Origin of the sequence: Simplicispira hankyongi (assembly GCF_003570885.1) — a bacterium.
In the GTDB taxonomy this organism is placed as follows: domain Bacteria; phylum Pseudomonadota; class Gammaproteobacteria; order Burkholderiales; family Burkholderiaceae_C; genus Simplicispira; species Simplicispira hankyongi.
Genome location: NZ_QXJC01000003.1, coordinates 379,287 through 399,202 on the forward strand (window position 1 = coordinate 379,287; position 19,916 = coordinate 399,202).

Here is a 19,916-nt window from a genome sequence, read left to right on the forward strand (position 1 = left end):
GCCGCAATGCACGAGACGCAAATTTTATCGACCCTTCCCGGAGTGCCCGATCCAGCGCCCAAGTCGCGGGAGCACGCACGCGTGCTGGTCTTCGATGCCTGCGACCTGGGCGTGGTGCTGCGCGCGGTGTTGTTCGTCGAACTGGTGCTCGCCGTGGGCGTGATGTTTGGCGCGCAAAACCCGATCGACTGGCTCGCCCGCCTCTCGCTGCTGACGGGGGGCACCCTGCCCGCAACCCTCGCCTGGCTGGTGGCCGCCTGCAGCGCCAAACGGCTGCTCGCACGCCTGCCGGTGCGCGTCCAATACCTGGTTGGCGTGCTGCTGGGCGCGCTCGCCGGCCTGTGGGCCTGCACCATATTGGCCATGGTGGGCATCGCCGCACCGCCACCGTGGTGGGCAAGCGCTGCCAGCGGCGCGCTGCTCGCCGCCCTGCTGGTGGCGGCCCTGGCGCTGCGCGCTCGCGGGCGCACGCCAGCGGCGACCACCGCGCGGCTGACCGAGCTGCAGTCGCGCATTCGCCCGCACTTTTTGTTCAACACACTCAACAGCGCCATCGCCTTGGTGCGCGAAGACCCGTCCAGGGCCGAGTCGCTGCTAGAAGACCTCAGCGACCTGTTCCGCCATGCCCTAGTCGAACAAGGCGAATCGGTCACGCTGGCCGAGGAACTGGTGCTGGCGCAGCGCTACCTCGCCATCGAACAGGTGCGCTTTGGCGAGCGGCTGCAGGTGCAGTGGCAGATCGACCCGCGCGCCGGCAGCGCTCTGTTGCCGCCACTTCTGCTGCAGCCGCTGGTGGAAAACGCCGTCAAGCACGGCGTCGAGCCCAGCAACTGGGGCGGGCGCCTGCGCGTCTGTACCGAACTGCGCGGCAGCCGCGTGATCATCCGCATCACCAACACTCTGCCCGCCGAGCGCGCGCGCACAAGTGACGCCGCACCGGGCCACGGCATTGCGCTCGCCAATGTGCGCGCCCGCCTGGCGCTGCTGCACGATGTGCAGGCCGAATTCAGTGCTGGCATACGCGGCGCTGTGTACGAGGTGCGGCTTTCAATCCCCCCCGCACGGCCAAAGCAGCCAGCAGGTGAGGCCCGCACGGCCAAAACAGGACGCGCACCATGAACATTCTCATCGTGGACGACGAAGCGCTGGCGCGCCGGCGCCTGGCCACGCTGCTGGCCGATTGCGGCGCGATGCCGCCGCACCGTGTCGTTGAGGCGGCCAGCAGCGCCGAGGCCCTGGCACTGCTCACGCCAGGTGACGGTCGCGGGGTCGATCTGGTGCTGCTTGACATCCACATGCCGGGGCTTGATGGCCTGGCACTGGCGCACCGCCTGCGCGCGCTCGCCCGGCCACCCGCCATTGTCTTTGTCACAGCACATGCCGAGCACGCCGTCAGCGCTTTCGAGCTGGAGGCGCTCGATTACCTCACCAAACCCGTGCGCCTGGAGCGCCTGCAGCAGGCCCTGGCCAAGGCACAGCGCCTGCGCAACCCATCCGGCCACGCACCGGCATCTGCCGCGGCAGCGCCCGGTGAGAGCCTGTTGATTCAAGACCTCGGCCGCACCGAGCGCGTGCCGCTGGCCGAAGTGTTGCTGTGCAAGGCCGAGCTCAAGTACGTCACGCTGCGCACCGCGGCGCGCAGCTACGTGCTCGACAGCACCCTGGCGGAGCTGGAATCTCGCCACGCCGCGCACCTGATGCGCGTGCACCGCAATGCGCTGGTGGCGCGCAGCGCCGTGCGGGCGCTGGAGCGCTACTTTGACGCGGAGGAAGGCGAAGGCTGGGCGGTGCGCCTGGCGGGCCTGGCCGACCTGGTGCCGGTCTCGCGCCGCCAGGTGGCTGCCGTGCGCGAGGCCATCGCTGGCAGTTAGCTATCAAAAGTAGAGCTTTTACCGCTTACTGCATAAGCGCTAGGGCCGTATTTCTATTGAAATTTTGGCTGCGAGCTATGCGGCCAGACGAACCGGAATCCCGCGCGCCGCCATCGCCCGCTTCGCTTCTTGCACCGTGAATTCGCCGTAATGGAAGATGCTCGCGGCCAGCACCGCGTCAGCGCCGCCGATCTGGATGCCATCGCACAAGTGTTCCAGGGTGCCAACGCCGCCCGACGCAATCACCGGCACGGAAACCGCATCGCTCACCGCACGGGTGAGCTCCAGATCGAAACCGGCCTTGGTGCCGTCCCGGTCCATGCTGGTGAGCAGAATTTCACCCGCGCCGCGTGCGGCCATGTCGCGCGCCCAGGCGACAGCGTCAAGCCCGGTGTTCCTGCGCCCACCGTGGCTGTAGACATCCCAGCCAGCGCCGCGCGCGGCCAGGTCTTCGCCCTGGCGGCGTTTGGCGTCAATGGCCACCACGATGCACTGCGCACCGTAGCGGTCGGACACCGCATTGATGACGTCCGGGTTGGCAATGGCGGCGGAGTTGAAGCTCGTCTTGTCGGCTCCGGCATTGAGCAGCCGGCGCACATCTTCCACCGTGCGCACGCCGCCCCCTACAGTGAGCGGAATGAACACCTGGCTGGCCACGGCCTCAATCATGTGCAGGATCAGGTCGCGCCCATCGCTGGTGGCGGTGATATCGAGGAAGGTCAGCTCGTCCGCCCCCTGGGCGTTGTAGCGCGCGGCGATCTCCACCGGATCGCCGGCGTCGCGCAGTTCGACGAAGTTGACACCCTTGACGACGCGGCCACCGGTGACGTCCAGGCAGGGAATGATGCGTTTGGCAAGCATGGCGGGATAACTCTGGCGGTTGAAAGCGAGGCGCGCAAGATAGCACGCGGCGCAGCGAGCGCCTTGCAACCGCGCCTCTCGATTGGCCGTTTGCCACCAGGATGGTGCGATTCACGGGGTCGACAGACTTCCATGAACGATCTTTGAAACTGCCCATGGCGGAGTCGACACGGCGCTTCCCGGCAAGCCGATCGAGATATGGCTATGCTGGGCTGTCTTGCCTCTGACACCCGATTGCGATGCTCCATCTTTCCGCTGCCTCACAGGGTCGTGCCCTACAGCTTCGCAGGCGAACTTGGTTGACGATGGCTGCGGCATCCTTACTGGCTTCCTGTAGCAGCAGTTCCCCTGAAAAATTTCAGGCCACCTTTCTCCAGCCTTGGCAGAGCCATGAAACGCTGCCCCTCGTCGAGTGGCGCAGGCGCCTCAAACTCATGCACGACATGGGGTGCAGCGAAATCATCTTGCAATGGAGTGCCACTTACGACGGCAGCTTCCCATGGACTATGCCCGATGCGCTGATCCAGCTTCTGTTTGACGAAGGCGCTCACCAAGGCATAGGCATTCGGGTCGGCCTGCCGTACGACGAGGGCTGGTGGAATGCCCTGCGCAGCGATAACGCACAGAGTTTGCCCGACTTCCTCGCCAGCACCCAGGCGCGTTGCGTTAAGACTCTGGAGGAAAGTCGATGGCCAGCACAAGCGGGATTCCGTGGCTGGTACCTCCCTTACGAACTGGACCAATACAACTGGGCGACACCCGAGCGAAGGGCGTTGCTCCTTCCGTGGCTGAACGCCATTGCTGCCGCGTCCAGCAAGAGCTCCACACAACCACTTGCGCTGTCTACTTTTTACAGCACCTTGCCAACCGCTGGCACCTTGGCGGGGCTGTGGACCGACATCCTGGATCGGGTGACATTGCGCCCCATGCTGCAGGATGGTGTTGGCGTGGCAGGCCTTGGGAACTACGCAGGGCTGGAGCCGCTGCGCGTGCTCTTGCTCAATCGGGGAATCGCCTTTGACCTCATCGTTGAACTGTTTGAGCAATTGCCTCCATTGCCCAACACCAACGGCGCCTTCCGGGCTCGGCCCGCTTCGAGCGACCGTATCCGCACGCAGATGTCCATTGCGCGCAATTACGGTGCAGATCGCATCGTGGCTTTTGCTATCGATCCCTGGATGCTCAAAAAGTCGTAGGCGGCCAATAGTGCCTTTTCCTGGATTGCGTGGGAACCACAGTACCCACTTCTTGCACACCATATGCCTGTGAGCCAGCCAGTGAACAGCATCTGATAGCGCAGCGATTGACGAAACTTTGTACCGATGCTTGCCCCTCCATGACTACCAAGAGAAAATGCGGCAACTTTTAGTAAGACGCATTCGAATGAGTTCCACCACCGCAGAGTCTCCGCCGGCATTCGCAGCCTCTGCTGCCGCCACCGCTGCCGTCGCAGCGGAACACGCTGACGCAGTCGACAGGGCAGGACAGTTGCCACACCATGCACTGGATTCCCTGCGTGCGGAGGGCCTGCTCGGGCTATTGGTGCCGCACCGCTATGGTGGACCAGGCCTGTCGCTGCGTGAGGTTACGAATGTGTGCAGGCGCTTGGCCGAAGCTTGCGGCTCTACCGGGCTGATCTTTGCAATGCACCAGTCGCAAGCTGCCGTGGCCATTGGCCATGCCCAGGACAGTGCGTGGCACCACCACCTTCTTGAGCACATGGCCCGCGAGCAATGCCTGATCGCGTCGGCAACGACGGAAGGCGCAACGGGCGGCGCTATCCGCCACAGTGCCTGCTTTCTGGATGCGCGCGAAGATGGGCTGCATCTGGACAAATTCGGCTCCGTCATTTCCTACGCGCATGCGGCCGACATCTTCCTGATCTCGGCCCGGCGCTCGCCAGAGGCTGCGGCATCAGATCAGCAATTGGTCGCTAGCTTGCGCGAGCAAACCACGCTCGCCAGCGCCACTACATGGAACCCCATTGGCATGCGTGGTGCCTGCACCCAGCGCTTCGATCTGCATGCCCACTGTAGCCAAGAGCAGGTTTTCCCAGACCTCTTCGCGCATGCCATGTCGCAAACACTTTTGCCTACCTCGCACATCTTGCTGGGCGCCGTCTGGCTGGGCATTGCGTCCTCCGCACTGGCGCGCGCACGGGCTTTTCTGCGCGCTCGCAATCGCGCCGGCGTGCCGCTCAACCCGATCGCCAATCTGCGCCTTGCCGAGGGCGAAGCGCTGGTGCAGCAAATGCGCGCCATGATCGCGGCCAATCTGGCGCTGTACGAAGGTGCAAGCTGCAGCGCTTCGGCCACCGACCGCATGGTCAGCTACAACACGCTGAAGGTCGGCGCATCCGAGTTGGTAGTGCGCATCACCGATGTCGCGCTGCGCATTTGCGGTATCCAGGGCTACATGGAAGAAGGCGAGTTTTATCTCAGTCGCCATATCCGTGACGCCCACTCTGCGATGGTGATGGTCAATGACGACCGCATTCTCGGCAGCCTCTCCAGCGTGGTGCTCGGCGTGCCCATCACACGCAACGTCTGAATGCCACCCCACTACCCGTTTCACTGCCCATGACCTCCTCCGAAATCGAAACCCAACTGGCCGACATGATCCACGCGGCCATTCTGAAAAAAGTTGACCCGGATACCTTGCTGCTGGAGTCTGGGCTGCTCGACTCGGTCGCCGCAGTCGATTTGATGCTGGCCATCGAGGGGCGCTTTGGCTGCACCGTGCCACTTACAGAAGTGGAGGAGCACCTGCACTCCCTGCGCACCCTGACCCACTACGTGGCGGCGCACTGCTGAAACCTTCTGCCCCATGCATTTCAACTTTGAAACTGGCGCATTCGCTGATCTGGACACTCGCCCCGACGCAACCGCCGTCATCGCCCACGATCGCACCCTGAGCTGGCGTGAACTTCAAACCGAGGTCCTGGCCTGGTGCGCACAGGCGCGTGCCTTGGGTCTGGAGGTTGACACCCCCATCGTCATCCGCGGCCACAAGGAATCGGCATTTTTTGTCGCGCTCACAGGCGCCTTGATGCTGCGTGCACCGTTTGTGCCGGTGGACGCCGTGTACCCGCAGGAGCGCCTGCTAAGCATCCTGGACATACTCGACGCCAGCCTACTCTACGACACGGCCAGCGCCCAATTCGAAGTGGTGCGGCCGGGCCCTGCACCGGTGATGCATGAAAAGGCCTTGTGCTACATCATGTTCACTTCGGGCACCACCGGCCAACCCAAGGGGGTGCAGATTGGCCGAGAAAGCGTGCAAGCGCTCATCGAATGGATGCGCCTGGATTTCGATCTGGGAGCGCACCCCGTGTTTCTCAACCACACGGTCTTCAGCTTCGACGTATCGCTCTACGACGTGTTCGGCACGCTTGCCATGGGCGGCAGCATCATGATGCTGGACCGCGATACGGCGGCGTCACCGCTGAAGGTCGCTGCGCTCATGGAAGAGCACCAGGTCACGACCTGGGTGTCCACGCCCTCCTTCGCCCAACAGCAACTCCCCAATCCAGGCTTCAACCAAACAGCGCTGCCATCGCTGCGAACGCTGCTGTTTTGCGGGGAGCCACTGCCGGTTCCGTTGGCGCGCGCACTGCGCAAGCGTTTTCCAGATCTGCCCATCCTCAATACCTACGGACCCACGGAGGCGACGGTGGCCACAACATTGCTGCGCGTCGAAGACGTCCACCTCGCCAACGACGCCGTTATGCCCATAGGGCGTGCCAAGCGCGGCAGCGCCGTGTACTGCGACGGTGGAGAGCTGTGCATTGCGGGGCCGCACGTCATGCGGGGCTACCTCAACCGGCCCGATCTGAATGCCACCCGAATGTTCCAGCGTGGTGGAGAACGCGGCTTTCGCACGGGAGACTTGGGCACCGAATCTGAAGACGGCATGCTGTACTGCCAGGGCCGCATCGACGACCAGATCAAACTGCACGGCTACCGCCTGGAGTTGCTGGAGGTGGACGCCGCACTGGCCACGCTACCGGGCGCACGCCCAGCCGCCGCCATCGCCCTGCGGCGTGCCGATGGCACCGTTGCACGCCTGGTCGCTTTTGTGGAAATCGGCTCTGCCAACCCCGGCCTGCCATCAGAGCTGACCAACTGGAAAGCACTGCTCGCCAGCAAGATCCCGCACTACATGCTGCCGACAGAACTGCTGGCTTGCGAGCGTCTGCCTGTCTCCGTGAACTACAAGGTGGATCGCAAGCAGCTTGCTGCACTCTACCAATCGCTCAACGCTTGAAGACATCGGTGCGGTTGGTCTGCATGACCAAAACCGGCGCCTGTGCCGTTCCCAAAAGGAACAGGCTCAGGTGGTCCCCCGGCTGCAGCGCCGGGAGTTGCTGCGCTGGCGTGCTGACCTGTCCACACTGGGCAGCAACGGCCGCACGCACAGGGTTGACCGAGCGCGCCGCCGAACCGTTGGCCGCGACCGATCGAAACACCAGCGTGCCCGACGGCGAGAGCGCCAGCGCAGCCTCCGGACACGCACGCGCCAGGTTGTAGAAGCGCAGTTCTGCCTTTAGCGCGTCTTCGGTGTCGGTCGTATCGTCCACAGGTGTTACCGCGTAGCGCTTGCCGCTGCGGCGCAGTACCAAGGTATGAAAACTATCGGGCCGCACCTGCAGCCCGGTGATTTCTGTATCCCCAACCTGTACTGAAAAATCCTGCCCGCCGTGCACGATGGCATAGCTTCCTGCGGGGGTTTGGCCGCCAATGCTCTGCACGGAGCCTTTGGCCACGCGCACGGCGAGCGCTGGCGCTTCTGGATTCACCACCCGCACATAGGACGACCCAGCCGGCGGACGCGCTGCGTAAAGCTGCGACAAAACCCCCTCCTGCGCCGCTGCCAAACCGCAGGCGGCAATCAACACCAGCACAAGGGCATGGTGCACCCGATCAAAAAAACGAGTTTTTTTAGTAAAGCAAAACATCAGAATTGGAAGTAGAGAAACCGGGTTTCCCGGTGGAGGTGGATCAGGCAGAAAAAGAGCGTCACCAGCAGCACCCCCAGCCAAGGGAGGCTCGGCTTCCAGCGCAGCCAGCGCACCCGCGCCTCATCCGTGCGTGCGAGCGCTGGCGAGAAACGCCCCAGAATCTGGTGGGTATTGGGCGCCAGCCATACGATGAGCAGCAACAGCACCAAGTAAACAGCCAGCAAGTTCCGCCCCAGCAGCAATCGCCAACCCTCTATTCCTCCCACCTCGCGCAGGAGGCCACCTGGCCACTGCCAGGCTTCAAACCCCTGCAAGCCGGCCATGCCCTGCAGCAACGCCACGGCGTCGTGCACGCCCGCGGCACGGAAAAACGCAAAGGCAGCCACCACGGCAACAAAGGTCAGCAGCACACAGGTGCTGCGCCACAGCCACTGTGTCCAGGCGCGCTGCAGTTTCAGGCGGCTACCCACCGCAATACGCCAGCCATGGTTCACGCACAGGTAGGCGCCATGCAGCACGCCGTAAATAAAGAACTGCAGGCCAGCGCCGTGCCACACACCGGCCAGCGCCATGGTGTAGAGGGTTGGCGCGGCAACCATGAGCGCAAAACCTGTGGGTGTCCGGCTGCCCACAGACCCGACCGCCAGACCCCGGCGGCTGCGCCAACGCGAGATCTGCATTGCCATGGGGTAGTACAGGTAGGCGGTCAGGTAGCGCGTCAGCGTCATATGCCAGCGTGCCCAGTAATCGATGATGCACACGGCCTTGTACGGCGAATTGAAGTTCAATGGAAAACGAATGCCAAACATCTTGGCCAGTCCGAGTGCCATGTCGGAGTAGCCCGAAAAGTCGAAATACAGCTGCATGGCATACGCCAGACTCGTAGCCCAGGCACCCCAGAACTGAAGGCCTTCTGGAGCCATGAAACCTGCGTCGGCATACGGTGCAATGCTGTCCGCAAACAGCACTTTCTTCGCAAGCCCCATAAGAAATAAGGTGCCGCCAATGGACAGATTTTCTGCCCTGAACCGATAGTTTTCGGGTTCGGCAAACTGCGGCATCATTTCCTTGTGGTGCAACACCGGCCCGGCAATCAGATGCGGGAAGAACGTGACGAAAAGGGTGTGCTTGAGCAAGCTGGGGGATGCCACCAGGCCAGCCCGGCAATCAAGCAGATAGCCAATCTGTGTGAAGGTAAAAAACGAAATCCCGAGGGGCAACAAGATGCTGTCCGGCGAATTCGTGTACAGACCAAAGCCCTGCAGTGCTGCGATCAGACTCACGAGGTACTTGTAATAAATAAGCAGCAACAAATTGCATGCCACGCCGAAGGCCACTATCCAGCCCTGGCGTTTTTTCTGTCCAGCATGGCGCAGCACGTAGAGGCTGACCACATAGTTGAAAAGAATCGAGGTGACAAGGAGCACGACAAAGCGTGGGTTCCACCACCCGTAAAACACAAACGAGGCAAGGCATAGCCAAATTGCCGCCCACTTCAAGCGAATCGATCCCAGCAGGTAATAGCCGCCCAGCGCCACGGGCAGGAACAGAAACAAAAAGAGGTAAGAGTTGAAAAGCAAGGCTGCCTCAGTGCATGGCGGCCCACGCGCGCTGCTCTTGTGCGGACAGCGGTAGTGACAACGAGAGTTCCGAGAACACCCACACCGCCACCTTGAGGCTGTGGGGCCAGCGGTCCTGGCGCGCCAGCGCGTCAAGCATGGCACCGGAGAAATAGCCGCCGTCCTGGCTTAAATTCCACACCTCACGACCCAGACTGCGGCCCAAGCGATCGGCAAATTCACTGCGCAGGCCATTGGAATCGCCCACCAACAGCACCTCGACTGGCGCCACATCGTCCAGCAAGCCCCCGCGGCGCTGCGCTTCCAGGTGCGTGGGAAGGAACTGCTCCACAGGCGGGCGCCAACCGATGGGTGCCTGCGCCAGATCAGCCAGCACGAGCAGATCACCCATGCGCACCTCAGGCTTGGGACCTGCACTTTCGACGAACTGCGTCTCGCCTTTGCCACCCAACAGCGGGAGCAGTGCATCGCCTATGCGATCCGCCGCCACCTGTGCGCCAGCGGGTGCCATGTGCACGTCGGTGCGATAGAAGGCCTGGGGCAGCGACACCAAGGGGGGCCGCAAGTCAATCAACGGGACGCCTGCTGTCGCGAGTGCGGCCTGCCACGTATTCCAGCGGGCGTGCATGAGGGGTGCCTGGTGCAGGCCGCACAAGTGTTTTGACTCGATCCGCGACTTATCGGGTACGGTGGCAACCACCAGGCGCACTCCGGCTTGTTCAAGACGCGAGGCCCAGCGGCGCATCAGGTCGATCCGCTGTGACAGCACGTGCGCCCGAGTCGGCGGTGGGCGCAAACCGTCGCGGTAAAACAGCCAGCCAGGGCAGCCTTCACGCACCTGCCGCCCAAGGTCGCCCAGCAGGCGGTAGCGCAGTGCAGCCGACCAACGGTCCATGCGGGCCTGGCCAGGCAGCGTCCCCAAGGCGGTGTTGACGAGTTTGCCCGCGTGCCCATCCACCCAGGTGGACGGCTGCCATTCGCTTGGAGCAAAACGCAACTGCGCCAGGCGCAGGGCGCCCCAGCCGAACGCAGCGGCAAGAGCGATGGCTACGGCGAAGGCAGTACGCCGGTGTCCTTCACGGTACGGTGCATCCGACGGTAGCGGCATTGCCATGGCAGCTACGCCGGCAGCGCGGCTGCGAGCCTTTGGCTCCAATCCTGCTCGGAAATGAGCGATGCGCTGTCCCAAAGACCCTTTGCATTCGGACCCAAATGCAAGTTGGGTTCGAACAACTGCCAGACGACGACCTGTGGTGGCTGCGTCCGAAATGCCGAGGATTCCAGGTACTCCATCAGCACGATCCAAAATCCTACGTCACCCGGTTTCCAATTGACAGACACCGGCCGGTCAAGCAGGTTGGACAATTTTTGCGGAAAACCGAAATACGGCTGCACCATGCTGTTTCCAGTAACGTGCACCGGAGCTGGCGCACTATCGAGAAGCCCCGTTTGTTCCGTCGCTCGTCGCACCGTAAAGATTTCACGTCCCGCCGCACGCCGCTGCTCAGGAGACAGGAAACGGTCGGCCAAGTCGCCGTAGCGCCGCTCTTTGGTAATAGCGCCCAGCGCAAGGCCGGTTCCGGGCTTGCCTGCAAGTTGGGGCACCAATTGGTGAATCAGCTCCGCCGTGGCCTGCGCCGTGGCATCGGCAGCGATCTGTGTCCAGTGCTGATCCGTACGGTAGTACACCTGTTCGCCCTTGGCCTGCAGTGCACGGAACAATGCTTCGGCATCAAATCCCGGAACCTTGGCCGCAGCCAGCCGGTCCCGAATGCCGGCATAGCGGCCGAGCATTTCAGGTGTCAGCGCGTCGTCTCCCACCAGCTTGTCGGCATAAAAAAGCTTCTTGCTGGGAATCACAGGCGCCACCAGCGCAATGCCCCGTGCGGCCAGGCGTCGGCGTACCTCCGCCACCCTCGCCACGTTGGCGTCAATCGCCGCCCAATCGGGTGCATCCGTGGTTCCCCAGGCAGGAAACAGGTAGTTGTCTTTGCCAATGATGGCCAGGATGTCCGGCTGCGCGTGGGCCGCACCTGCCAACCACAGTCCTAGAGGCCAACTCAGCAGGGTTCGGCGGGTGAGTACGCAAAAGGGAGCGGAATGTTTCATCGACAGATCGAAGGGAGTTCAACAACAGCGACCAGCGCTCTCAATAGGAATAGGTCAGACTCAGAAAGACCCCTCGGGCACGGTCGGTCACGCCGCCCAGGCGCGCTCGGTACTGCAAGGTGCCATCGATATAGGAGCTTTGCGCGCGGTAGTGGTCACCTTGAAGCCAGTAGCGCACATTGACGCCCACGCCTGCACCCACCGACCAGTCGCTGCCGCTCCCTGTAAGGTCAAAGCTCGCATTGCCCGCGACAGGTGAGCCGGTCACGCGGTTGCGGTTGGAGTACCAGTCGGCTGCCACCGAGACATGGGGAAAGAACACCAGGCGATCGCTGTAATCCGTGAGGAAACTGCGGCCTACACGCACCTCACCAGCGGCAAAACCCTGGCCACGCTTGAGCTTGCCGTTAGAGCTTCCCAGCACCTGGCCAGTGCTGTCGCGCAGGGTATAGGCGGTAGGCGCATCCAGCAGCGTGTAGCCCGCCTGCAGGTAGCCTTCCATGGTGAACCAGCTCTTGGTATCGATGCGCAGTCCCGTGCCTTCATAGAAACCGTAGAGCACATAGGCCTGCCAGGCGCCTGCGGCTGCATCGGTTCGGTAGTCCACCGCACTGGCCTGCTGGTTCAGCAAACAGCGCACGGCGTTGGAACTTGGGTTGAGAAGCCCTGTGCGGGTTGCATTGCCGAGGAAGAATTGCCGTTCCAGGCCAAAGGTGAGGTTCTTTTCGGCCCACGGCGTATAGCGGACACCGAGCGCGCCCGTGGTCGTGGGAAAGCCCGATGGGGCGTGCGTGCGGCTCTCCGCGACAGCTATCGCACCGCCGCCACAAGGGTCTGGCACGCTCTGCGCACCCGTGACATCGGTGCCGCTGTGCAGCGTATTCGACAAGCGCCCGTAGACATCAAAAGTGCTGCTGCTGGAATTAAGAAACTCAGGCGGTCGCCAATACGCTTCCACCGTGCTGAACTCGGAATTTCCCGGAACGGAAACAGGCTGCCCAACCAGGCCGTTCGACGGGGCACGGGCACCACGGTAGCCGACCGACGCTGTCAGCCCCCATTCACGAGAAAAGTTGGCAATGGCGCTGCGGGTATCGAAGCGCTGCTGTTTGTCCAGCGGCAGTTTGCCTTCATCGGCGTCGTCAATCGCTTGGCGCAGCATGGCAGCGGCCGGCAACCGCCGGCCGGTTGCGGCCATGGCATACGCTTCGTCGAGCAAGTTGGTGGCGGGTGCGTTTCCTGTATTGCGCGCCGCGACAAAATCCTCCAAGGCCAACAGGGGTTTCCCATTGGCCAGCCGCAAATAGCCGCGCTGGCGCAGCAGGTTGGCGTCATTGGCTTGCGCGGCCAATGCCTGGTCAAGCCGTGCCATGGCCTCCTGCTGCTCCACCGGAGTTCCCGCCGCCAGCGCCGTCGTCAGCAGCGTTTGATTGCCCGCATTTTTAGGGTCTTCTGCGACCGCCTTGCGCGCCAAGGCAATCGCCTCTGGATAGCGCTTCTGGCCGTAAGCCGCATAGGCCCGCGCCGCTGGGTTGTCGGTACCAGGGGCATCCCACGGCTCCATTTCGCACACCGTTCCATAGGGCGTGTCCCGGCACAGCTGCAATGGGGCATAGGCCGTCACAGGCAGCACGTCTGCTGGCCTCCACAAGCTGCCGATAGCCTTCGCTGCCTCGCGGCGAGTCTTCGCCTGGCTGTCACCGGCAGGTAGCGGCTCCAGCAGCGCCAGCGCCCGCCCCCGTTGTCCGTTGGCAAGCGCAAGGTCGGCACCAATCAAACGGGTGTTGCGGCGCAGGGCCTCGTCGATCCAGTCCTGGGCAAGGACAGCATCAATATCCTGCTGCGCAGCATCTCCCTGCCCCAGTTGTTGGCGCAGGTACGCTCGCTGGAGATGAATGGTGGTATTTTCATCATCGTCTTTCAACGCGTCGCTTGCCGCCACTTCTGCTCCTGCAATGTCCTGCGTTGCCTGCAAGGCACTGATGAGCAACAGACGATGGCTGGCGACATCCGGGGCCCGGCGCACAGCTTCGCGCGCCTCTGGCACAGCGTCCTGGGGACGGTTCGCGGCGATCGCGTCGAAAGCCTTCTGAGCGTACTGAACAGCGATCGCCTGACTGGCCACGCGCATCAAGGCTCCAATGGCATCGCGGTTGGGTGCGCCCAGCTCGATTGCTTGTTGGCCTGCAGCAATCATGTTCTCGTAGCGCTGTAGATCTTCCAGGGCATTGAGCCAAAGGAGTGCCCAATCGCCCTGGCTGGGATCCGTGCGCACGGCAATTTCTGCATTGGAAGCGGCCTCCGCGTACTTTCCGGAGGCCAGCTGCTGGAACGCGAGCGTGGCGATAGGAAAGGCCTTGCGGTATTCCGGTGTCGTAGGCACAGTGCCGGCGGCCCCTGGCGCCGACTTCAGGTTCGTAAGCGCCGCCTCCAGCTCGGGACTGGTGTAACCGTTGGTGATGGCCTGCTCGGCAGCATGCACCGCGTCGTCAATGCGCCCCAATTTCTGCAAGGCATACACGCGCAATTGGTACAAACGAATTACATCCGGACGCAGTGCCAAAGCGGCATCTGCACGTTTCAGCGCAGTTTCATAGTCGCCGCGGGCGTAGGCCTTGTAGCCTTGATCCGAAAGGTGCCACGCCCGGCCGCGCAGGCCGCCACTGCTGCGCCTGGCCCGTGCTGCTGGCTTGCTGTTGGGTTCCGCGCGCTGTGGACGCTCGATCTGATCGGGGGGCGCAATCGCGGGGAAAGGTGCCACAGGTTGAACGGGTTGCACCGGCGCATCGGGTCGCGGGGCTTGCCAAACCGGCAAGGCGGGCATTTGCAGCCTGACGTACCGCATCAAAGCGCGCTGGAAGACGTTGTCCGTGATGGTATCTGCGGGGCCAGCGCTCCAGGAGCTGTCCTGCATGTGCTCAATTTCCTGCAAAGCATGCGCAATCAACTCGGGCCCAAGCCGGTTGGTGGACAGCGGTGCGGGTGGCGCTGCTGCCAGCACTGGCTGCCCCCTTGGAGCACCCCGATGCAGCGTCAACGCGCGGGCCAGCCTCAAGCGTGCAGTCACGACCTCGCGCGGGTCACGCAGCAACTGCGCGACTTGAGGCGCTTCTTGCGGAGCGTTCGGCCTGGGTGCTGGGCGCGATGGATCGGGCATCGTCATCACCATGGACATCGTGAGATGCAAGGGAATCTCGTCGCCCTGTGCTGCAGTGTCCCCGTGCTGCGAGGCGGCCCCTGCAGAAGCAAGCGGCCAAGCAAGGGCCAGCGACATGACCAAAAGGGTGCGGCTGCACAGCGGCTTCATACGGCGACGATATCCTGCATGGCGGGGTGCGGCGGTGCCACGGGCTTGGATTCCGCTTCTTGAAATAAGATGGCTTCTTCCAGCGTGCCTTCGTCCAGCCAGCCCTGCTCCAACAAAATGGCGCCTAACGGACGGCGCGAGTCGCGCTGCATGACCAGTGCCTGCTGAAGGTGACTGGCATCAATGGCACGCCAGGACAGCAGCACTTCGCCAAGACGCTGGCGATGCCGGTCAAGCTGGTCAGCCGAAGGGAAATCGTGCATGGTCTTGTCCCAGACCAGTCGGGTGCCCAGCAATTTGTGCGACAAGAACAGGCGCCAAGCGCGGGCTGCGGCCATGGCGTTGATGAAGTTGCCTATCACCATGCGAGGAATGGACAGCAGTCCATGCTCCCACCCATACATGCTGCCAACAAAGTAGGCGCGCTGTACCACGCGCAGCAGGAGGGCGATGGCATTGAGCCCCATGATGGTCATGAACCAGCCATTGATACGGAACACGGATGGGTAGTACACCGTCCACCAGCCCAGTTGATCGGCGGCATAGAACACCAGGAAATTGAGCATCAGCAAATAGCCCAGGATGGCCACGAAAGCGGTGACCAAGCCTTTGCGATCACGGAACAACAGGTACTTGGTCGAGAGCGGGCCGGCCCAGCCGACTTGCTGCCAGCCTTGTAAACCAATACCAATGGTCCAGCGCGCCTTTTGCCGATAGGCCGCCCGGAAGTTGTCGGGGAAAAATTCACGGACGCCCAAAGGCATCTGGATGGAACCCATCTTTTCTCGCCCGAGCCCAAACCAGGAAGTGCGCCGCGTCACGTAGTCCACGTCGAATTTGCCAAAAATCTGCTTCATCCCCATGCGGTTGAGGCGCGTGCCAATGTCGTAATCCTCGGTCAAGCTCTCTACATTGAACGGCTCGTTGCTCGTCGTGGCCGTCAGCACCTGCATCGCGCTATGGGAAAAGCAGGTGCCCACGCCAGCCGACGGCACCATGCTGGAGAGGCTCTCGCGCACCACCAGATCTTTGCTGTGCCACTCCGCAAACTCATCCATGTAAGTCCCCGCGATCAGCTCGAACCAACTGCGTTCCAGCGATGTCACCGGCAGTTGGATGAAATCCATGCGCGGCAGCAGATAGTTGTAGTACTTGAGTTCCAGCGGGTGCAGCACATCTTCGCTGTCGTGCAACACGAAGCCGGCAAAAACTTGCGAGACCGCCCGTTCGTGCAGAAATGCCGCCTGCACGATCCAGTTGAGGCAATCGGCCTTGCAGGTCGGCCCATCATGCGGGACCTCGACACGCACCAGTTGCCGGTACCGCCGGCGCATGCGCTCCACCTCGGCAATGGTGCGTTCGTCGTTGCGGTAGGTTCCCACGAAGATGGTGTAGTTCGTATAGTCCAGAACCGACACCATGTTGCTGAGCATGGGCGCGATCACGTCGTATTCCAGCCATGCCGGCACCATGATCGCCATAGGTTGCTCAGCATGCGAACGCAGTTGCTCGGCCGTCAGCCGCTTGTACTGACGACGCCGCACCACGACCGTGCGGTAGATCTGCCGCACCCAGTACCAGGCGTCAATAAACAAGTCATCCAGACTAGAGAGCAGGATGACGACGCCTACCACCGCCGTCACGATTTCGAGACCGCGGTAGTAGTCGGCAAACAGATAGGGCCAGTACAGCGTGAACATGCGGTCCAGACAGGACGTAGAGCGTCGTTACTGGCTCTTTTGCTGTGAATGGCGGCGCTTGAGGCGATAAGCCCACACAAACAGCAGCAGCAACACCAGGAGCGCCGCGCTCACCAATGGCACACCCCAGGAGAAGTACCGACGCCATTCGTAGAACGCCCCCTCGCCAGCACGCGGCGGCTGGCTCGCTGAAGGGTTGCTGCTGTCCACCCAGCTCACAGGGCCTTGTGCACCAATCAAAGCAATATCGCCACGATTGAGCACAAAGGGCTTCTCTTGAACAGGTGCCTGGCCGCCCAGGGTCTGCCAATACAGCCCATCCTGATCGTGGGCGCGTGTGACTTCGACGGCACTCAGGTGGGCCAAACCATTGACATCCAGCCAAGGGGTCTTTTTGCCGTTGATGCGCAAATGGGCATCCTTGATCTCCACCCGCGCCTTGGCACCGTCCACTGGAGCCTCCATGGCGAGGAAGGGCCGGGTTGGCGCGGTGGCGGCGCCTTGCGCAGCAACGACCAGCTCGGCCCGCACGGGCGTCACGCCTGCGGCCACCGCCATGCGCACCACCCGCATCAAGCTGGTCGGCGCATCGGCAAGATACGCCTGCGGAATGATGAGTTCCGGCGTACCGGACATCAACGGGAGCAAGCCAACAAAAGTACCGTCAGGCTCGGAATCACCGCCACGCACATAACTTGTAGGCAGCACACTCACGGGAAAGGCCTGCGGCGTCTCATTGCAATCGTTCGAATAGGGCTGGCGCTGGAACGACACGCGCACCACATTACTGAGGCCAAGGGCATAGCCAGGAACGCGCGCATCCAGCCGCTCGGGGTGTCCATCGGCCTGCAAGCGCCTGGCAGACAGCAACACGTTGTTCCAGAACACTGAGGCCACCGGCCGCGTGGAGGAAGCCCCGGGTGCCGCAGCCACATCCACCACCAAATCGGTGGGCATGCGGCCGTTGACCGCTACGGCGGCCAGAGGCAAAGTGGCCGTCCAGTCGCCATGCGCCAGCACGTCAAAGTTGGCATCACTGCCGCCCAGGTTCGTCAGACGCAGTGCCGCCTGGTCAATCACCTCGGGAGCGTTGGCCTCGGCGATCACCACATTGCGCGCCGTCAAAGCGTTGCGCCATACATCTGCAAAGGCGCCAGCCGCTTTGGCTCCGGCGTCTTCGGCCACGACGATGACCGGATGCGCTCCCAATGTGGCCAAACGCACGCTATGCGAGGGCACCGCCGCTGCGCCCAGCGCCGTTTGCAAACTGCGCCAGGTCGCCAATGCGCGAGTGGCGTCTGGATCGGCGGAAAGCTGTGCGCCCAGGGCATCCAGCGCTGCAGCGACCTGCTTTTGCAGGGCGGGATCGGCAACAACGATATCGCCCGTTGCCAGCGACGATCCAAGAACCACCAAGGCACCGACCTCGGCCTCGTCCTTCAGCGCGTGCTTGGCCTCATTTTGGCCCAGGGCCGCGAACGCCGGCACATTGGCCAGGCCAGGAGGCAACTGCCAGCCCGTCGTATCGACCATATCGCCAGGCGACGGGAAAGACTTCACTTGGACGCGGCGATTGGCCTGCTCCAGCGCAACGCCAAGCCGCCAAGCCGTGTCGTAGGCCGTTTTGTTCAGGCTGCGCGAGGCCACCAGCAAGGTCGGGTGGGCAGGTAGCGTCAGCCAGGCATCCGCAAGACTGGTCAAGGCCGCACTGCTGAAACGGTAGTTGAATCGCGTGTCGCTCGACACAGACAACACGTTGCCCGTGGAGCGCTCCACGTCGCAAATACGCTGGCCGACATTGTTCAGCCAATCCACACGAAAACGCAGGAAGCCATTGCCGGGCTTGCTGACATCGACCTTCAAGAGCTGGCTGGCATCGCCTTCAGAGGTGTCGATGCGGCGCGAATGCACGGGTTTGCCATTGACAAACAAAAGCATGGAGGTGCGCCCCTCCTCAGCCTTGTAATAGCGCCCGCGGAAATCGACGCTAGCATCGGCCAGATGCAGCGTGCGTGGCACTGGAAGGTAAAACTCCTGTCGGCTGTCATAACCGCTGAGCAGGACATCCTCACCAAAACCCAGATCGGACAAGGCAAAACTGCGGTTGACCCAGGTGTCGCCCTGCAAGCGCTGCAGCGCATCTCCGGCCGGACTGGCCCATGCCAGAAGAGGCGCACTCAAGCCGATCAAGGCAAGCAGGCGCGAAAGACGCCGTGGGTGAGAGACGCTGGCTGTCATAGGTGAGACTCCGCAATAAAAGCGTTCATGAGAGGCTGCGATTGGGCAATCGGCCCGGGTCTGAATTCGGCAAAGGCGCGCCCGCACAAGGCATCGACGATGCGCTGGCAGGCGTGTCCGTCGCCATAAGGGTTGCCTTTGCGGCAAAACTCGGTATGCAGGGAGGCATCGTCCAGCAGGCGCGTCGCCTCGGCGGTAATGCGCTCGCGCGAGGTCCCCACCAGGCGCACCGTCCCTGCCGCCACGGCTTCCGGGCGCTCGGTCACATCGCGCATGACCAGCACCGGCTTGCCAAGGGCAGGCGCTTCTTCCTGCACGCCGCCAGAATCGGTCAGGATGAGGTAGGCGCGCCGCATCAGCCAGACGAAATCCACGTAGTCGAGCGGCTCAATCAAGTGGACATTGGCCTGACTGGCCAGGGATTGCCGCACAACATCCCGCACGTTGGGATTCAAATGCACCGGGTAAACGATTTGCACATCGTCCCGCTGTGCAAGCGCCTCCAAAGCAGCGCAGATATTGCGAAATCCTTCACCGAAATTTTCTCGGCGGTGGCCCGTCACCAACACAAGTTTTCGCTCGGCATCCAGCCAGCTGTAGCGCTGCGCCAGAGCGCGCTGGCGCTCAGCATCGGCGTCAAGCCGAGCCAGCGTGGCATTGAGCGCATCGATGACCGTGTTGCCCGTCACCCAGATATGGCCCGATACCTTTTCTTGCAGCGCTGCCTCGCGTGCCGCCGGCGTGGGAGCGAACAGCCAGGTGCTCATCGAATCGACGAGCCGGCGGTTCATCTCCTCGGGAAAAGGCGAATGCATGTTGCCGCTGCGCAGGCCGGCTTCCACATGCCCCACGGCAATGCGGCGATGAAACGCAGCCATGGCTGCCGCTGCCGCTGTTGTGGTATCGCCATGCACCAGCACGCAATCGGGCTGCTCGGCGTCAAGCACCGCACCCACAGCCGTCAGCAGCCGTGCATACAGACCATTGAGCGTCTGATTCGGCCGCATGACATCGAGTTCGTGCTGGGCCTGCAGACCAAACAGCGCCATGACCTGCGCCAGCATCTCACGGTGCTGCCCAGTAACGCAAACGCTGCTATGTAACTGTGGCTCCCGACCCAGTGCTGCCACAAGGGGAGCCATCTTGATGGCTTCGGGACGGGTACCGAAAATTGAAAGAACGCGCATTCGAGGAGTCAGTCGCTAGGGCCTCACAGACTGCTCCCCGGAGGGATGCGACAGCGCGCAAGACCACCACCACATGAAATGGGGCCACTTGCGTGAACCCCGT

Annotated in this window: 15 protein-coding genes; 6 read left to right on the top strand and 9 right to left on the bottom strand. The window is 62.7% G+C overall.

Annotated elements, in window-relative coordinates; all coding sequences use genetic code 11:
• Positions 1 to 6 precede the first annotated feature (6 nt).
• Together D3F03_RS08435 and D3F03_RS08440 are read left to right on the top strand one after the other, a co-directional pair.
• Positions 7 to 1,119 (top strand): sensor histidine kinase, encoded by a 1,113-nt coding sequence (locus D3F03_RS08435; protein WP_119108934.1) that lies wholly within the window; start codon positions 7 to 9, stop codon positions 1,117 to 1,119.
• Entirely contained in the window at positions 1,116 to 1,871 is a 756-nt protein-coding gene (locus D3F03_RS08440) for a LytR/AlgR family response regulator transcription factor (RefSeq protein ID WP_119108935.1), read from the top strand. The genes D3F03_RS08435 and D3F03_RS08440 overlap by 4 nt, the downstream gene beginning before the upstream one ends.
• A 75-nt stretch (positions 1,872 to 1,946) precedes the next feature.
• Here D3F03_RS08440 and hisF read toward each other — a convergent pair whose 3' ends face one another.
• Positions 1,947 to 2,732 (bottom strand): imidazole glycerol phosphate synthase subunit HisF, encoded by a 786-nt coding sequence (gene hisF, locus D3F03_RS08445; RefSeq protein ID WP_119108936.1) that lies wholly within the window; start codon positions 2,730 to 2,732, stop codon positions 1,947 to 1,949.
• Between the two features lie 239 nt (positions 2,733 to 2,971).
• Between hisF and D3F03_RS08450 the strand changes: the two genes are divergently transcribed.
• The 4 genes from D3F03_RS08450 (at position 2,972) to D3F03_RS08465 (ending at position 6,998) form a co-directional block, all read left to right on the top strand.
• Positions 2,972 to 3,928, top strand: coding sequence for a DUF4434 domain-containing protein (locus D3F03_RS08450; RefSeq protein WP_119108937.1), 957 nt, complete (start codon positions 2,972 to 2,974; stop codon positions 3,926 to 3,928).
• A 187-nt stretch (positions 3,929 to 4,115) separates the two neighbouring features.
• Positions 4,116 to 5,282, top strand: a complete 1,167-nt coding sequence (locus D3F03_RS08455) for an acyl-CoA dehydrogenase family protein (protein WP_245960552.1) — start codon at positions 4,116 to 4,118, stop codon at positions 5,280 to 5,282.
• Between the two features lie 29 nt (positions 5,283 to 5,311).
• Entirely contained in the window at positions 5,312 to 5,545 is a 234-nt protein-coding gene (locus tag D3F03_RS08460; protein WP_119108938.1) for an acyl carrier protein, read from the top strand.
• Between the two features lie 13 nt (positions 5,546 to 5,558).
• Positions 5,559 to 6,998, top strand: a complete 1,440-nt coding sequence (locus D3F03_RS08465; RefSeq protein ID WP_119108939.1) for an AMP-binding protein — start codon at positions 5,559 to 5,561, stop codon at positions 6,996 to 6,998.
• On the opposite strand, the gene D3F03_RS08470 is transcribed toward D3F03_RS08465, so the two are convergent.
• The 8 genes from D3F03_RS08470 to wecB form a co-directional block, all read right to left on the bottom strand.
• The gene (locus tag D3F03_RS08470; protein ID WP_245960553.1) at positions 6,988 to 7,650 is read right to left on the bottom strand and encodes an alginate O-acetyltransferase AlgF; all 663 of its coding nucleotides are present in this window, start codon (positions 7,648 to 7,650) and stop codon (positions 6,988 to 6,990) included. The genes D3F03_RS08465 and D3F03_RS08470 overlap by 11 nt on opposite strands.
• A 38-nt stretch (positions 7,651 to 7,688) precedes the next feature.
• The gene (locus tag D3F03_RS08475) at positions 7,689 to 9,272 is read right to left on the bottom strand and encodes an MBOAT family O-acyltransferase (protein ID WP_119108941.1); all 1,584 of its coding nucleotides are present in this window, start codon (positions 9,270 to 9,272) and stop codon (positions 7,689 to 7,691) included.
• Between the two features lie 7 nt (positions 9,273 to 9,279).
• Positions 9,280 to 10,386, bottom strand: a complete 1,107-nt coding sequence (locus D3F03_RS08480) for an alginate O-acetyltransferase AlgX-related protein (protein WP_119109465.1) — start codon at positions 10,384 to 10,386, stop codon at positions 9,280 to 9,282.
• A 5-nt stretch (positions 10,387 to 10,391) separates the two neighbouring features.
• On the bottom strand, positions 10,392 to 11,381 hold the full coding sequence (locus tag D3F03_RS08485; RefSeq protein WP_119108942.1) for an alginate O-acetyltransferase AlgX-related protein: 990 nt from the start codon (positions 11,379 to 11,381) through the stop codon (positions 10,392 to 10,394).
• A 40-nt stretch (positions 11,382 to 11,421) separates the two neighbouring features.
• Positions 11,422 to 14,568 carry an NfrA family protein gene (locus D3F03_RS08490; protein ID WP_245960554.1) on the bottom strand — a complete coding sequence of 1,049 codons (3,147 nt, stop codon included), beginning with the start codon at positions 14,566 to 14,568 and terminating at the stop codon, positions 11,422 to 11,424.
• Positions 14,569 to 14,684: 116 nt separating this feature from the next.
• Entirely contained in the window at positions 14,685 to 16,388 is a 1,704-nt protein-coding gene (locus tag D3F03_RS08495; protein ID WP_119108944.1) for a glycosyl transferase family protein, read from the bottom strand.
• Between the two features lie 27 nt (positions 16,389 to 16,415).
• Positions 16,416 to 18,626, bottom strand: coding sequence for a cellulose biosynthesis cyclic di-GMP-binding regulatory protein BcsB (locus D3F03_RS08500; RefSeq protein ID WP_119108945.1), 2,211 nt, complete (start codon positions 18,624 to 18,626; stop codon positions 16,416 to 16,418).
• A complete protein-coding gene (gene wecB / locus D3F03_RS08505; protein WP_119108946.1) occupies positions 18,623 to 19,813 on the bottom strand; it encodes a non-hydrolyzing UDP-N-acetylglucosamine 2-epimerase in 1,191 nt (396 codons plus the stop codon). Before wecB ends, D3F03_RS08500 begins: the two co-directional genes overlap by 4 nt.
• Between the last annotated feature and the right edge of the window lie 103 nt (positions 19,814 to 19,916).

Coding starts and splice junctions, on each gene's coding strand:
- D3F03_RS08435 (WP_119108934.1), top strand. CDS start 7: ATGCACGAGACGCAAATTTTATCGACCCTTCCCGGAGTGCCCGATCCA.
- D3F03_RS08440 (WP_119108935.1), top strand. CDS start 1,116: ATGAACATTCTCATCGTGGACGACGAAGCGCTGGCGCGCCGGCGCCTG.
- hisF (WP_119108936.1), bottom strand. CDS start 2,732: ATGCTTGCCAAACGCATCATTCCCTGCCTGGACGTCACCGGTGGCCGC.
- D3F03_RS08450 (WP_119108937.1), top strand. CDS start 2,972: ATGCTCCATCTTTCCGCTGCCTCACAGGGTCGTGCCCTACAGCTTCGC.
- D3F03_RS08455 (WP_245960552.1), top strand. CDS start 4,116: ATGAGTTCCACCACCGCAGAGTCTCCGCCGGCATTCGCAGCCTCTGCT.
- D3F03_RS08460 (WP_119108938.1), top strand. CDS start 5,312: ATGACCTCCTCCGAAATCGAAACCCAACTGGCCGACATGATCCACGCG.
- D3F03_RS08465 (WP_119108939.1), top strand. CDS start 5,559: ATGCATTTCAACTTTGAAACTGGCGCATTCGCTGATCTGGACACTCGC.
- D3F03_RS08480 (WP_119109465.1), bottom strand. CDS start 10,386: ATGGCAATGCCGCTACCGTCGGATGCACCGTACCGTGAAGGACACCGG.
- D3F03_RS08485 (WP_119108942.1), bottom strand. CDS start 11,381: ATGAAACATTCCGCTCCCTTTTGCGTACTCACCCGCCGAACCCTGCTG.
- D3F03_RS08495 (WP_119108944.1), bottom strand. CDS start 16,388: ATGTTCACGCTGTACTGGCCCTATCTGTTTGCCGACTACTACCGCGGT.
- D3F03_RS08500 (WP_119108945.1), bottom strand. CDS start 18,626: ATGACAGCCAGCGTCTCTCACCCACGGCGTCTTTCGCGCCTGCTTGCC.
- wecB (WP_119108946.1), bottom strand. CDS start 19,813: ATGCGCGTTCTTTCAATTTTCGGTACCCGTCCCGAAGCCATCAAGATG.